The 13,474-nt window shown below is 52.6% G+C and carries 16 protein-coding genes; all 16 read right to left on the bottom strand.

The features are described 5' to 3' along the window. Positions 1–265 precede the first annotated feature (265 nt). Entirely contained in the window at positions 266–670 is a 405-nt protein-coding gene (mnhG, locus tag ACT3R4_RS05585; RefSeq protein ID WP_441678285.1) for a monovalent cation/H(+) antiporter subunit G, read from the bottom strand. Further along, positions 663–932: an MrpF/PhaF family protein gene (locus ACT3R4_RS05580; protein WP_192527952.1), complete on the bottom strand. Its 270-nt coding sequence runs from the start codon at positions 930–932 to the stop codon at positions 663–665. Before ACT3R4_RS05580 ends, mnhG begins: the two co-directional genes overlap by 8 nt. Continuing rightward, positions 932–1,405 (bottom strand): Na+/H+ antiporter subunit E, encoded by a 474-nt coding sequence (locus ACT3R4_RS05575; protein ID WP_172116098.1) that lies wholly within the window; start codon positions 1,403–1,405, stop codon positions 932–934. The genes ACT3R4_RS05580 and ACT3R4_RS05575 overlap by 1 nt, the downstream gene beginning before the upstream one ends. After that, on the bottom strand, positions 1,402–2,997 hold the full coding sequence (locus ACT3R4_RS05570) for a Na+/H+ antiporter subunit D (protein WP_441678282.1): 1,596 nt from the start codon (positions 2,995–2,997) through the stop codon (positions 1,402–1,404). Before ACT3R4_RS05570 ends, ACT3R4_RS05575 begins: the two co-directional genes overlap by 4 nt. Then, positions 2,994–3,341, bottom strand: a complete 348-nt coding sequence (locus ACT3R4_RS05565) for a Na+/H+ antiporter subunit C (protein WP_192527950.1) — start codon at positions 3,339–3,341, stop codon at positions 2,994–2,996. The genes ACT3R4_RS05570 and ACT3R4_RS05565 overlap by 4 nt, the downstream gene beginning before the upstream one ends. An 18-nt stretch (positions 3,342–3,359) precedes the next feature. After that, positions 3,360–3,791, bottom strand: coding sequence for a Na+/H+ antiporter subunit B (locus ACT3R4_RS05560; RefSeq protein ID WP_087107785.1), 432 nt, complete (start codon positions 3,789–3,791; stop codon positions 3,360–3,362). Next, on the bottom strand, positions 3,784–6,135 hold the full coding sequence (locus ACT3R4_RS05555; RefSeq protein ID WP_441678280.1) for a putative monovalent cation/H+ antiporter subunit A: 2,352 nt from the start codon (positions 6,133–6,135) through the stop codon (positions 3,784–3,786). The genes ACT3R4_RS05560 and ACT3R4_RS05555 overlap by 8 nt, the downstream gene beginning before the upstream one ends. Positions 6,136–6,480: 345 nt before the next feature. Next, positions 6,481–7,560, bottom strand: coding sequence for a ferrochelatase (hemH, locus tag ACT3R4_RS05550; protein WP_441678278.1), 1,080 nt, complete (start codon positions 7,558–7,560; stop codon positions 6,481–6,483). Positions 7,561–7,987: 427 nt separating this feature from the next. Further along, a complete protein-coding gene (locus tag ACT3R4_RS05545; RefSeq protein WP_172116093.1) occupies positions 7,988–8,290 on the bottom strand; it encodes a DUF6482 family protein in 303 nt (100 codons plus the stop codon). A gap of 145 nt (positions 8,291–8,435) precedes the next feature. Further along, the gene (locus ACT3R4_RS05540) at positions 8,436–8,729 is read right to left on the bottom strand and encodes a hypothetical protein (protein WP_087107793.1); all 294 of its coding nucleotides are present in this window, start codon (positions 8,727–8,729) and stop codon (positions 8,436–8,438) included. Positions 8,730–8,801: 72 nt separating this feature from the next. Continuing rightward, complete coding sequence (dnaB, locus tag ACT3R4_RS05535; RefSeq protein WP_172116092.1) at positions 8,802–10,187, bottom strand: replicative DNA helicase; 1,386 nt, start codon at positions 10,185–10,187, stop codon at positions 8,802–8,804. A gap of 264 nt (positions 10,188–10,451) precedes the next feature. Then, a complete protein-coding gene (rplI, locus tag ACT3R4_RS05530) occupies positions 10,452–10,898 on the bottom strand; it encodes a 50S ribosomal protein L9 (RefSeq protein ID WP_172116091.1) in 447 nt (148 codons plus the stop codon). A gap of 15 nt (positions 10,899–10,913) precedes the next feature. Next, complete coding sequence (locus tag ACT3R4_RS05525) at positions 10,914–11,765, bottom strand: hypothetical protein (RefSeq protein WP_441678381.1); 852 nt, start codon at positions 11,763–11,765, stop codon at positions 10,914–10,916. 12 nt (positions 11,766–11,777) lie between these two features. Then, entirely contained in the window at positions 11,778–12,005 is a 228-nt protein-coding gene (gene rpsR / locus ACT3R4_RS05520) for a 30S ribosomal protein S18 (protein WP_009097135.1), read from the bottom strand. A gap of 33 nt (positions 12,006–12,038) precedes the next feature. After that, positions 12,039–12,434 (bottom strand): 30S ribosomal protein S6, encoded by a 396-nt coding sequence (gene rpsF / locus ACT3R4_RS05515; protein WP_087107800.1) that lies wholly within the window; start codon positions 12,432–12,434, stop codon positions 12,039–12,041. 241 nt (positions 12,435–12,675) lie between these two features. After that, positions 12,676–13,473 (bottom strand): 23S rRNA (guanosine(2251)-2'-O)-methyltransferase RlmB, encoded by a 798-nt coding sequence (gene rlmB, locus ACT3R4_RS05510; RefSeq protein ID WP_172116090.1) that lies wholly within the window; start codon positions 13,471–13,473, stop codon positions 12,676–12,678. Position 13,474 lies beyond the last annotated feature (1 nt).

Below are 13,474 nucleotides of genomic sequence, written 5' to 3'. Positions count from 1 at the left end.
GCAAATTAATCTTGGGCAACATGGTGTCTCTTCCTGGGCTGTCCTTGGCATGCCTGATGATGGCCTGGAAAACAAGCAGATACCAGAATTTGTACGAAAACAACGCGTGCTTAGCCGTTGTGGCGTAAACCCTGCCTACCAACCTTTCACCAGATAAAGTCACGGCGCTGACATTTCCTGCTGATACATTGTGTTATAAAAAAACCACCCGAAGGTGGCTTCTTATCGATTAGTTATTTACTAGCCGCTAAATTAGTGCAATACATCAGTCGGGATCCGTCGCTCGTGGCTGACGTTTAGCATTTTCATTCGTTTCCATGCCGCTTTTTAATTCGTGGGTTAACGGGTCGTAGTTGGGACGAAGCTCATCCTTGACCGTACCACTCCAAAGTCGAGAGCCCACAAAGTAACCCGCCCGTCCTATCACATGCGCCGCAACGGGGGCTGTCATCAGGATAAACACGATAATCGCAAAGGAGCGAGCGACCACGCCTACCTCAGAAAAATGCATTGCCGATGCCAGCATGATCAAAATAACGCCTAATGCCGCCGCTTTGGTAGTGGCATGCATACGTGTTAGTAGATCCGGCAAACGTAGCAAGCCAATAGCCGCCAGGAGCATAAATAAAGAGCCTGTCAGCAATAGCGCACCTTTAATCGCTTCAATCATCGCGAGGCCCTCCCCGTTCCAAAAAGCGTGCAAAGCCAATCGCGGCCAGAAAGCCCATTAGCGCGATAACGATAGCGGCATCCAGAAAGCTGGCTACCCCGGATTGAATGGCGTAAACGCCTACCAGCCCGACCACCGTAGTAGAAAAAAGCTCAAGCGCCACTACTCGGTCAGGCAGGCTTGGCCCGCGCACCACACGCACAAATGTCAACACTAGCGCCAGCCCCATAATGATCTGGCTAATCAAGAGAACCGTATCCATTAGCGAAATAACTCCAGGGCTCGATGCTCCATTTCTTTTAAGTTGCGTCTTAGCTCTTCTTCATCATCAAGAAACATGGCATGGATATAAAGCACCTTGCGGTCATCAGAGACGTCCAGGCTCAGCGTTCCCGGGGTTAAAGAGATCAGGTTAGCCACCAGGGTAATTTCCATTTCCGTGCGTGCGGAAAGCGGCATGGCAATCACGCCTGGCTGCATGTGCCAAGGCGGCGTCACAATATCAAACGCAACACGCAGGTTGGCTTGAACAAGCTCCTTTAGAAAAAAGCCCAGAAAGCCAATAATGCGTGGAATCCTGGCCGGGTAGCCTTTTAATGCGCTGACTTGCGGCTCAATCATCACCAGCGCGATATAGCCGAAAATCATGCCTACCAGCAGGTTTAAGCCAGTGAAGTCGCCGCTTAGCAGCACCCACGCCAATCCTAACAGCAGGTTCCAAATAGCACCGGTCATGGCGCGCCCCCCCCGCCTATTATTTCTACCTGCAACTCGCCTGGTATCAGTAGCGCATCCTCAGCGCTCGCGGACACGCCCAACACCGCATCAATATAGCCTCTGGGGGCCAGCAATTGATCACCAATAGTGGTCATCACATGCATAATGGGTTCCGCAAAAATCCCGATGAGCACTGAAAACAGAGCCAGAACCACCACGGGCAAATACATCATCCACAGGCTGGGTTTAATAAGCCGCCCGTCATCCCCAGAGGGGGTATTCGATACAGGCACCTGGTTATCGTCTGGTAAGGATTTCCAGAAGACTTCGTTCCATATCTTGACCATGGAGTAGAGCGTTAATAACCCCACACCCAAGGCAATGGCTGTAATCACATACGCCTCGGCTTCAATACCTGCCCGCACGATGACAAACTTGGCGAAGAACCCGGATAACGGAGGAACCCCCGCGAGGGAAAATGCTGAGATAAAAAATGCAACGGCAAGCCAAGGACGCTCTTTATAAAGCCCACCCATCTTTTTTAGCTGATACGTGCCCTGCAAGCGGTGGGTGATACCGCTAATCAAAAACAGGTTCGTCTTGACAATAATATTGTGCATGATGGCAAACACGCCGCCAGCAATCGCCAAGGGGGTATACAGCGCCAACCCCAGAATCATATAGCCGATCTGGCTGACGATATGAAACGACAAAATACGCCGAAACTCATATTGAGCGGCCGCACCCAGCACGCCGGTCACCATGGTAAGCACCGCCCCCCACAACATTATCTCCTGTAGGTAGCCCATCGTCTGGTCAAAGATCAAGGTAAACACACGGAACAGTGAGTACACGCCTACCTTGGTGAGAAGACCTGCAAAAAGCGCTGAAACGGCAACCGGCGGCGTATGGTAAGACGCAGGCAGCCAGAAAAAGAGCGGAAAGGCCGCCGCCTTGATCCCAAAGGCCACCATAAACATCACCGCGAGCACCTCGACCATCCCGTTGTGCTCAACAGCATTCATGCGCAGTGCGATATCGGCCATGTTAAGCGTACCGACCGTGCCGTACAGCAGCCCCACCGCTGTCAGAAAGATCACCGACGCCAGCAGGTTAAGCGTTACGTACTTTATTGCTCCCTCCATCTGGGCCCGCTCGCCGCCCAAAATCAGTAGCGCAAAAGAGGCCACCAGCATTACTTCAAACCATACATACAGGTTGAAGATATCGCCGGTCAAAAAGGCTCCCGCCACCCCGGCTAACAACAAGTGCATTAACGGATAATAGCCAAATTTCTCATGGCCACGGCCGGTCGTCGCCAAGGAGTAAATCCCCATGGCGAGGCCGATGATACCGGTCAGCAGCACCATCACCGCACTTAACATATCGGCGATGAGCGTAATCCCAAACGGTGCAGGCCAGCTGCCCATTTGCATGGTGACATAGCCTTCGGAAAGGGTTGTCGTAAACAGCCAAAGGCTAACGATCAGAAATGCTATATTTCCAGCAACGGCGATAAAGCGTTGCATTGGCCTTGAACGCCAAAACAGTAGTGAAATAGCCCCTGAAAGTAAGGGTAAAAGGACGGGAAGAGCAACTTCAGGCCTCACGTATCAGTATCCTTCATCTTATCCAGGTCATCCGCCTTAACCACTTCATAGGCACGACGAATCAATACAACAGCAAAGGCCAGCACACCAAATGCGATAACAATAGCCGTCAGTACAACGGCTTGGGGCAACGGGTCAGCGACATCGCCCATAGGCTGAACCATGCCTTCTGGAATCAGCGGTGGCGCGCCCCGCGTCATTCCGGCAGTAGTAAAGATCAATAAGTTAGCAGCGTTGGAAAGCAGCAGTAGTCCAATAACCAGTTTTACAATGGAGCGTCGCAGCATCATAAAAATAGCGGTGGCGTACATAACCCCAATCGCTAGCGCCATTACCGGTTCCATGCGTATCCTCCTGCTATGTTAAGGCTCATCCTTATCCACCTCCATCAACGCCATCACCATGCCAATCACCGCTCCCAACACCGCCAAGTAAACGCCAATATCAAAAATCAGCGGAGTGGAGGCTTTAAAATCAATAACCGGAATGGTCCACCACTGCGCGGTTAAAAACGGCTGACCCATAAACCAGGCAGGTACAACAGAAATCATGCCTAACAACAGCCCCACGCCAATCAAGTCGCGAGGGTCGACCATACGTAATACCTCTTTTGTGGCACTGACGCCAAACGCCAACAGGTACAAGGTAAACGCCCCCGCCGCCACCAACCCTGCAATAAACCCACCGCCGGGCTCGTCGTGTCCACGAAGCAGCAAAAATATCGAAAACATGAGTTGCAGCGGCATTAGAAAGCGGGCCGCCGTGTTTAAAATAATCGTTCCCGATTTAACCATCGTACGGCTCCCTGCTATCAGTATTCCCACTATCATTGGTGGGCTTAGCGCTTTCTGGCTCATGGCGCAGCTTCAGCATAGCGATAACGCCAATGGCGGCTAGCGCCAGTACAAACATCTCGCCCAACGTATCCAGTGCCCGGTAATCCACCAAAATGACATTGACGATGTTGCGGCCAAAAGCGAGCGGTGCGCTGTTTTCAACCATATAGGTAGAAATGGACTCGAACTGGTTAATACTCCAGGCCGTCATGATCAGAAGGAAAATCAATATCCCCATCATCGCAGCTACCGAGCCATCGCGAATGCGCTCCAGGCTGGTCGAAAGATGCGAGAAGCGAGGCAGCCTGAACAGTACCAGCACCAGTAAAATAACTGTGAGCGTTTCAACCAGAAGCTGGGTAATCCCAAGATCAGGGGCGCTGAAAAGAATAAAGACCAGCGCGATTGAGAACCCCATAATACCCACTGACACGACGGCACCCAGCCGGGAGCGGGTGATCGTTGCATACAGGGCACCCATCACCATTGTGCCGACGACGATGGCCTCATGAAACCGTACATCAAGTTCAAAGGCTAACAGCGGAGAGTGGCGTACCAGAATGGAGTTGCCCAACAGCGTAATCAGCACGACCAGCATGACCAAAATATAGTTGCGCATATAGCCATTTTGCAGCACACGGGTTTGCCATTCCGCAAACCGAACCAGGCCATTTAACAAGCCTTCATAGCCCGCTTCCGGGCCGTAACGCATAACAGGGGCCAGCAACGTTAGCTTGCCTCGCATGCTGTCCCAGTACTTGAACAGCAAAAAGCCCAACCCCAGGCTAACAACGGACATTATCAGCGCCGCATTAACGCCGTACCAAAGTGACAGCGCCACCTCGCTCGGCTGCCCAGCCACCGCGCTTGCCGCTGACGTTAAAAGAGCGTCAACGCCAAACATGGCGGGCGCCAGACCAAAAACCAGCGAGCCTACGCTTAGCAGTGCGGGGCCCATTAACATGCCGAAAGGTGCTTCATGCGGCGTTTTTGGGGTTTCGTGACGCTTCCCGTAGAAAGGCCGTAGCGCAACAATCGCCGCCACAGCGATAGTCATAATCGCGCTGACAAATGCGAACACGACGAGCAAGCCTTGAAAATCCCCTGCGCCCAGCACCGCTTCAAACTTAAGCTCTTTGCCAATAAAGCCAAGCAACGGCGGCACCCCTGCAAGTGATAGCGCCGCTATCAATGCAATGGTGGCCGTCACCGGCATCAAAGACCTTAACCCGCCCATTGCGGTGACATCCTTGGTGCCCGTTTCATGATCGAGAATACCGGCCACCATGAACAGCGCCCCCTTGTACAGGGAGTGTGCGAGCAAAAAAGTTACGAATGCTGTCATGGCGTACTCGGTGCCAATGCCCAGCAGCATCGTCAATGTGCCGAGCGCCATAATGGTTGAGTAAGCCAGCAGCTTTTTAATGTTCGTGTGATGAAGCGCCAGGAAAGCGCCCAGCAGCAGTGTGATAGCACCCACCACAGAGAGGATGCTTATCCAGAGTGCCGTTCCACCCAGTTCAGGCTGAAGCCTTGCCATGAGGTAAATACCGGCTTTCACCATGGTGGCGGAGTGCAAATAAGCCGAGACAGGTGTAGGGGCTGCCATGGCGTTGGGCAGCCAGAAATGAAAGGGAAACTGAGCTGATTTAGTGAAGGCGCCCAACAGCAAACAGATAAGCATGGGCGTATAAAGGGCATGCTCTCGCAGGTCGGTTTCCATTGCGCGAATATCGGTTAACGACCACTGGTCGCTGGCGATGCCCAGCAAGATAAGCCCGGCCATCAACGCAAGCCCACCCGCAAAAGTGACAAAAAGCCCTTGGCGAGCCGACTTACGCGCCTGCATATCGGTATGGTTAAACCCGATCAGCAGGTACGAAGTAACGCTGGTTAACTCCCAAAAAATAAACAGCGTGATCAGCCCATCGGCCAACACTAGCCCCAGCATGGACACCATAAAAGCCATCAGCGCGATATGAAACCGGGCGATCTCCGGGTGGCCTTTTAAGTAACTCCCCGCATACACCAACACGCACGCGCCAATAACGCTGATTAACAAGCCGAACAGTAAGGACAACCCATCCAGCATAAAGGTGAGGCTGATACCTAACGAAGGCACCCACTGCCACTCCATTAGCAGCGGGCCGTCATTGATGATTGTGGGTGCTTGAGAAAACAGCCACGCAGCGATGAGGGCAGGAAAAAGGGCCAATACCAAACTCGTACGGTCTGCAAACCAGCGCTGCATAAGTGGTGCCAACGCGGCTAATACAAACCCCATCAAAACGGCGAATTGCATCTAGCGATATCTCCTGTGTATCTGCCCCATGATGAAGCGGGTTCGTTGAGCATCAATACCTCTCGCGGTGAGTAGCGATCATCATCCCTGTTCACTGCTCTCTCTTAACTGCTCTGTCTCAAGCACCCTCTCTCAAGCACTCTGTCTTAAGCGCTCGGACCAGATTTTAACGAGCACGCTGAAAGCCGTAGAGTAACAGCGCCTATTTTAAACACGCGAGGTGATCATAAAGTCGTAGACTCTATAACAGGCCACTGCCTGTTACCAGGCAATCATTCAAAATCAAATAGATAGCGTGCTTATCGTTACTTCATCGCCATTTATAACGCCTTGATTATCGGCTCATTACGACCGTGGGAGCCAACCCAAAAGCTCGTTATTTACGATGTCCAGCAGCGCCTTTATGTGATCATTACGATCATTTAAGCAGGGAATGTAACTAAACGTTTCGCCGCCTGCTTCCATAAAGCTATCGCGGATCTCCTCCTTGATTTCTTCTAGCGTTTCCACACAGTCGGAGGAGAAAGCAGGCGATAGAATCGCAATATGTTTATGGCCCTGCTTGGCAAGCGCAGCTACGTGCTCGACCGTTGCAGGCCCCACCCACTTTTCAGGACCAAACTGTGATTGAAAGGTGGTATCCACTTCCTCCTGACTAAAACCTAGCGTTTCGCCCAGGAGACGCGTGGTTTTCTGGCACTGGCAATAGTAGGGGTCGCCTTGCATCAAATAGCGCTCAGGCACGCCGTGGTAGCTGGCAACTAACTTGGTGGGCCGCGTCTCAAGTTCGGCGTAAACATCTGTTACTGAATTAGCCAGTGCCTGTAGATAAGCAGGGTGATCAAAATAGGCGGGCACCGTACGAATAGAGGGTTGCCACTTCATCTTCATTAAGGCGCGAAACGCCTCGTCATTGGCGGTTGCAGTGGTCGGCGAGGCGTACTGTGGATAGAGCGGAAAGAAAACAATCTTCTCACAGCCCTTTTCTTTCATCTGCGTGAGCACACTGCGCGTTGAAGGATTGCCGTAGCGCATACAGAAATCCACTTCAACGTTGTCGCCGTATAAGGCCTTAAGCTGCTCCGTCAGTTTTTCGGTTTGCGCCCGCGTGATCGTGAGTAGCGGGCTTTCGTTTTGTTCGGTGTTCCAAATACTTTTATACGCTTTACCCGACGAAAAAGGCCGTTTGGATAAAATAATCAGTTGCAGAAGCGGCTGCCACTTCCAATCGGGATAATCGACTACCCGCTTGTCGGAGAGAAACTCACTTAAATAACGTCGCATCGACCAATAATCAGTGGCATCGGGCGTCCCCAGGTTAGCCAGAACTACACCTACTTTTGCCCGCGGCACGGCCGGATGATCACTGGATGCATGGGCCAAGCGGCCTTCGCCCGGCTGGTCCACCACAACGCTATCGGTCATTACGCTTACTCCAAAGACGGCTTCTAATTATCAAAAATCTTAACACTTTTCGATAAGGCGCGGCATAAAGTTATACTATCAACATCATTTGTATAACCACCGGTAAAGTGGCACCCCGCCGCCCCGCGCCTTACTTCAAATACGCTTTAAGCACAGATCGAAGATACTTAAAAAATAGCGGCAAGGTGGTCAGAAGCAAAACACCTGGAAAGCACGGCGAATAGAGGCAAGTTAAGCGGTTAAAGCAGTGCGCTGGCCAGGATGCTGGTAGGGCTTTGTTGCTACCGAGCCTGCAAGAGGAGATGAATGCAGGCTGCTGTTTCTTTGCCTGTCACCGCATTAGGGTTTAGGCGAGGGTGGGAAAAACGTTACGCTAACTGTTGTGTGTGCATTCAGTAAATACACAGAGTGATTCATCAACCGCTTTTTAAAAAACCAGCGGCATTCGTGAGGCTAGCGGCTCGCTGTAATGCGCGTCACGACCAATAACTTCGTCCTGAGGCACATGCTGAACCAGATACGCGCGATGAATACCCGCACGTTTTAGTTCCAAATACACATCATCTAACGAGCGAAACAGCATGGGCTTACCACGTTGGGTGAGCATATGCCGCGCGCCTTCTACATCTTCAAGTTCAAGCTGATAAAAACGACTACCCGAATGCGTAATAACGCGAATTTCGAAATTATCGTGGCTATCGACGAACTGTTTAAGTGCTTTCAGTTCCATGATTCCCTCCTGTTATTGGATACAACAATAGGACCCAGCATGACTGCGTCCTATTACATTCCTGTTACCTTACATTGGCACTTATTGACCAAGAGGGCAACTTTTCAGGAGGTTTCCAGGCTATCAGTCTATTAACACAGCCAAGCTACTGATATTCAGAAGGATCAATCGCCTTACCAAGCGAGTTACGATCAATCCAGTTACCGCCCTTGGTCTCTTTGTAGCGAAATACCACGTTATCGCCGATAGCGACCGGAAGCTCAGCATCTTCTGTTTGATAGCTGTACTTCTCACCATCAACGACCAGCTGATAGCGATAAAGGTCTGGCATACCCAGCCACTCTTTAAAAGGCCCTTCGCGCTCTAATTCCTGAAGTTCTCCGCGCCCTTGAAGCTTGGGAAGACGCTGACGATTACCACGCCGAAAACCACCTGCCATGAATTACTCCCGTTCGTTCTTTTTTCCGTATGCTCAATATATCAAGGACGTGATGCTGGTCACACCCTCACTCTAGTCACCAAAAGCTTCGCCATAGCTGTCGGGAGCCAGGTCTTCAAAACGGGTATATTTGCCGATAAACGCCATATGCACCGTTCCGATAGGCCCGTTACGCTGCTTACCGATAATGAGTTCAGCCAAGCCCTGATTATCTGGATTATCCTGGTTATACACCTCATCACGATAGACGAAGGCGATAACGTCCGCATCCTGCTCGATGGCGCCTGATTCCCGCAAGTCAGACATAACCGGGCGCTTGTTGGGGCGCTGCTCCAGCGAGCGGTTAAGCTGAGAAAGCGCCACTACCGGACATTTAAACTCTTTCGCCAAGCCTTTTAGCGAGCGCGAAATTTCCGATATCTCCCCCGTGCGGTTTTCAGAAAAACCGGGGATCTGCATCAGCTGAAGGTAGTCGATCATGATCAGCGACATATTGCCGTGCTCACGCACGACACGGCGCAAGCGCGAGCGCATTTCATTAGGTGAAAGCGCAGCGGTGTCATCGATAAAGAGCTGCTTGTCTTTAAGCAGATTGACCGCCGACGTTAGGCGCGGCCAATCTTCATCCTCCAACTGCCCCGAACGTACGCGGGTTTGGTCGATGCGTCCAAGCGATGACAGCACCCTGAGCATTAGCGATTCAGCCGGCATCTCCATGGAGAACACCATCACGGGCTTATCGCTGGAGATAACCGCGTGTTCGACCAGGTTCATCGCAAACGTGGTTTTACCCATGGAGGGACGCCCGGCAATGATGACCAGGTCCGAAGGCTGAAGCCCTGACGTCATCTCATCCAGATCACGAAAGCCGGTTGATAGCCCCGTCATTTCGCCCTTCAGGTTGAAGAGTTCATCAATGCGATCAACCGCTTTGGTGAGAAGCTCGCTCATGCCAATTGGGCCACCCGTTTTAGGGCGCTCTTCGGCAATCTGAAAAACCAACCGCTCAGCTTCATTAAGCAGCTCATCGGCTGGCCGCCCTTGGGGGGCAAAGGCGCCTTCTGCAATCTGATTCGCCGCTCGAATCAGCTTTCTAAGCGTTGCCCGCTCACGCACAATATCCGCATAGGCGCGAATATTGCTCGCCGAAGGCGTATTGCGGGCAAGCTCCGCCAGGAAAGCCAAGCCACCCACGGTATCCAGGTGATCTCGCTCTTCAAGCGCTTCAGACAAGGTGATGACATCAAGGGGTTGTCCAGACTCCGCCAGATGAATCATGACGTTAAACACCAAACGGTGCTCATAACGATAAAAGTCATCGGCTACCAGGCGCTCGGAAACCGTATCCCACGCCTGATTATCCAGCATTAGCCCGCCTAACACCGACTGCTCCGCCTCCAGCGAATGCGGCGGCAGCTTCAGCGCTGCCGTTTCCTGATCAGCAGAAGGCTGGTCCATAGCGAGCTCCTTTCAATAGTGCAGCATAGCCGACAAAGACCACTATCTTAATCGGACAAACCGTTAGCAACCACCGCTAGGTCATCGCATAAAGGGTTATTTCTAAACGCTCAGGGCTTTCAACAAACCACTAGCCGCTTGAAAATAAGCCTTCGTTAAATAGCAACGGGCTTAAATAACACAGGGTTTAAATAACACAGAGCTTAAATAACAAAGGGCGCGGGAAATCCCGCGCCCTTTTGGCGTAAATAGCAGCAGCAAAGTTTACTCTGCGACGACTACCACGCGAACAACGGCGTCCACTTCTGCATGCAGGTGGAGGTCGATGTCGTATTCGCCAGTTTGACGAATCGGGCCTTGCGGCATACGCACTTCGCTCTTGGCAACCTCGATGCCAGCAGAGGAAATAGCGTCGGCCAGATCACGAGGACCGATAGAACCAAACAGCTTGCCTTCGTCGCCAGCTTTAGACACAAGCGAAAGCTCGATGTCGTTCAGCTGCTCAGCGCGGGCTTGGGCTTCTGCTTTACGCTCAGCCGCTTGAGCTTCAAGCTCAGCACGCTGTGCCTGGAACGCGTCAACGTTCTCTTTGGTGGCCGGTACGGCTAAACCGTAAGGCACCAGGTAGTTACGACCATAACCAGGCTTAACAGTGACCTTGTCACCCAGGCCGCCCAGCTTACCAATGTTGTCGAGCAGAATGACTTCCATCTCGTAAACCTCTTGTCAGTTGCCGCGGGCAAGGCGTGCGCGAATGTTCGCGAATGTATCAATCAGCCCCAACAGCAGCACAATGAGAATCGTGGGCCAGGTCGTGATCAGCAGCACATAAAATGCTACCAGCCACAGCCCGTTCATCCCCTTTAATCCAATATAACCATGCACTAACGCAATGCCGGCAACGAGTAGTGGTATCCAGCCGAGTACTGCTAACGCATGCCCCCCAAGCATCATGCCGACCACACAAAGCACCGCTAACACGGCAAGCTCTTTGGGTGCGAGTCGTAACGCATGAAACTCTTCACGAAACCCGCCCGGGTTATATAACCCCGCTTGCCAGCTTCGCGCCAAGGCTAAACATGCAATCGACGCAATCAGAACCACAAGCCCCGTAACGCCCCCCACCACAATGGCAGCCAGCATTTGGGTATCGTACCCTTGATTAGCCAACTCTGTGAGCATACGATCAACGTCCGGAGAGCCTTGTCGTAGTTGCTCAAGCATTGGCCCCATGTCGCCTGGCAGGCTAAAGATGCCGAACTGTACCATTGCTGCAGCCACGAGGGTGCCCGCCAGCAATGCTTCACTCCAACGCATCCGTTCACGCAGGACAACCGCCATCAGCGTTACCAGCAATACGCTGGCCAGCGGGATAACGTCGCCTTGCGACCACCAAAAACCGGCGGGTAGCGCCGCTGCGATAATAACCGGTAGCGCAGGTGCAAAGCCTTTACGCAGGGTTACCAAAGCAGCAATAGCAGCACCTAACCAAAACAGCCACGGCACTAACGTGGCCAGCGCTGCCCCGCCTACGGCGTAAGGCAGCCCTCGCATTAGCCATCTTGCCAGTGCCAGCATCACGTTAAACGCTTACTGGTGGCTATCGGAGTAGGGCAGCAGCGCCAGGTAGCGCGAACGCTTGATAGCAGTCGCCAGCTGACGCTGGTAGCGTGCTTTAGTGCCGGTGATACGGCTCGGAACGATCTTGCCAGTTTCGGTGATATAAGCTTTCAGGGTGTCCAGATCTTTATAGTCGATCTGCTTGACGCCTTCAGCAGTGAAGCGGCAAAACTTACGGCGACGGAAAAAACGTGCCATGGATTAGCTCCTTAAAACGTGCAGTGGATAGAATCAGGCAGTTTCGACGTCTGAATCAGACTCGGACTCATCAGCGCGCGACTTGTCTTCGCGACGCGGACGCTTCTCTTCTGCCGGCTTCATCATCGGAGAAGCTTCAGTAACCGCTTCCTTGCAGCGTACAACCAGGCTGCGGATGATGGCATCGTTGAAGCGGAAGATGTTCTCGATTTCTTCGAGCGTCTCGCCAGTACATTCAACGTTCATCAGCACGTAGTGGGCTTTGTGAATCTTGTTGATCGGGTAAGCCAGGTGACGACGGCCCCAATCTTCAAGACGATGTACAGTACCAGCGTTTTCGGTAACGATGCTGGTGTAGCGCTCGACCATAGCCGGCACTTGCTCGCTCTGATCCGGGTGGACCATAAACACGATTTCATAATGACGCATGAGATCTCCTTGCGGTTTGACAGCTTCCGGTGTGTGCCCCGCACAAGCGAGAACGACGACAGGGAAGCAAGGAGTTACTGAAATGCACCTAACTTACCGCCAAACGGCAATTTAAGGCATTAAGCAGAACTGGTGTTCAACTAACGTACAGGTATCTAACCAACGTACTGGTATTTAACCAACGTAAACATCTGCGCCCGCCTGTAGACAAACGGGCGCAGGTATTCTAGTGGGCACAGGGTTAACTTGCAAGCTGGCGTTGTCGTACTGCCTCAAACAAACAAATCCCGGTAGCCACAGAGACATTAAGGCTTGAAACCTGCCCTGCCATGGGTAGCTTGGCCAGGTTATCGCAGGCTTCCCGGGTTAAACGCCGCATGCCCTTCCCTTCTGCTCCCATTACTAGCGCAGTAGGGCCGGTCAAATCGATGTCAAATACACTAGCCTGGGCTTCACCTGCTGTACCGGTAATCCATACGCCGGCATCTTTAAGCTTGGCAAGCGTACGCGCCATGTTGGTGACCTGATAAACCGGCACTACCTCGGCAGCACCGCAAGCCACTTTACGCACGGTTGCATTTAGCGGTGCGGCCTTGTCTTTTGCCACAATAACGCCATGTGCCCCAGCGGCATCGGCGCTGCGCAAGCAGGCACCAAAGTTATGTACGTCTGTCACGCCATCCAGCACTAGCAAAAGCGGCGGCGTTGGCGCCTGCCAGGCACGCAGCTTTAACCACAAGGACTCTTCGCCTTCAGGCGTAAGTGGCGGACAGAACGCCACCACTCCCTGATGCGCAGCCCCTTGAGTCAGCTGGTCCAGCAGATCACGCGGCTGCTCTTTAATTCGCGCACCACGCGCTTGCGCCTGGGCAACCACTTCGGCCAAACGACTACCGGCTCCTTGCTGAACCCATAGCTCGCGCGGCGTTTCACCGCGCTCCAACAAACTTTGCAACGCGTGGGTACCATAGACCTGGTCCAGCCCATCCGGCGTACGTACCGTAGTACGTGCACCACGTCGAGACGACGCCGATTTCATA

It is taken from the genome of Halomonas sp. AOP7-E1-9 (assembly GCF_052376035.1).
Classification (GTDB): Bacteria; Pseudomonadota; Gammaproteobacteria; order Pseudomonadales; family Halomonadaceae; genus Vreelandella; species Vreelandella citrativorans.
The sequence above is the reverse complement of the archived record's forward strand: the minus strand, read 5'-3'. Positions and strand labels throughout refer to the sequence as shown.

Coding starts and splice junctions, on each gene's coding strand:
- mnhG (WP_441678285.1), bottom strand. CDS start 670: ATGATTGAAGCGATTAAAGGTGCGCTATTGCTGACAGGCTCTTTATTT.
- ACT3R4_RS05580 (WP_192527952.1), bottom strand. CDS start 932: ATGGATACGGTTCTCTTGATTAGCCAGATCATTATGGGGCTGGCGCTA.
- ACT3R4_RS05575 (WP_172116098.1), bottom strand. CDS start 1,405: ATGACCGGTGCTATTTGGAACCTGCTGTTAGGATTGGCGTGGGTGCTG.
- ACT3R4_RS05565 (WP_192527950.1), bottom strand. CDS start 3,341: ATGGAACCGGTAATGGCGCTAGCGATTGGGGTTATGTACGCCACCGCT.
- ACT3R4_RS05560 (WP_087107785.1), bottom strand. CDS start 3,791: ATGGTTAAATCGGGAACGATTATTTTAAACACGGCGGCCCGCTTTCTA.
- ACT3R4_RS05555 (WP_441678280.1), bottom strand. CDS start 6,135: ATGCAATTCGCCGTTTTGATGGGGTTTGTATTAGCCGCGTTGGCACCA.
- hemH (WP_441678278.1), bottom strand. CDS start 7,560: ATGACCGATAGCGTTGTGGTGGACCAGCCGGGCGAAGGCCGCTTGGCC.
- ACT3R4_RS05545 (WP_172116093.1), bottom strand. CDS start 8,290: ATGGAACTGAAAGCACTTAAACAGTTCGTCGATAGCCACGATAATTTC.
- ACT3R4_RS05540 (WP_087107793.1), bottom strand. CDS start 8,729: ATGGCAGGTGGTTTTCGGCGTGGTAATCGTCAGCGTCTTCCCAAGCTT.
- dnaB (WP_172116092.1), bottom strand. CDS start 10,187: ATGGACCAGCCTTCTGCTGATCAGGAAACGGCAGCGCTGAAGCTGCCG.
- rplI (WP_172116091.1), bottom strand. CDS start 10,898: ATGGAAGTCATTCTGCTCGACAACATTGGTAAGCTGGGCGGCCTGGGT.
- ACT3R4_RS05525 (WP_441678381.1), bottom strand. CDS start 11,765: ATGCTGGCACTGGCAAGATGGCTAATGCGAGGGCTGCCTTACGCCGTA.
- rpsR (WP_009097135.1), bottom strand. CDS start 12,005: ATGGCACGTTTTTTCCGTCGCCGTAAGTTTTGCCGCTTCACTGCTGAA.
- rpsF (WP_087107800.1), bottom strand. CDS start 12,434: ATGCGTCATTATGAAATCGTGTTTATGGTCCACCCGGATCAGAGCGAG.
- rlmB (WP_172116090.1), bottom strand. CDS start 13,473: ATGAAATCGGCGTCGTCTCGACGTGGTGCACGTACTACGGTACGTACG.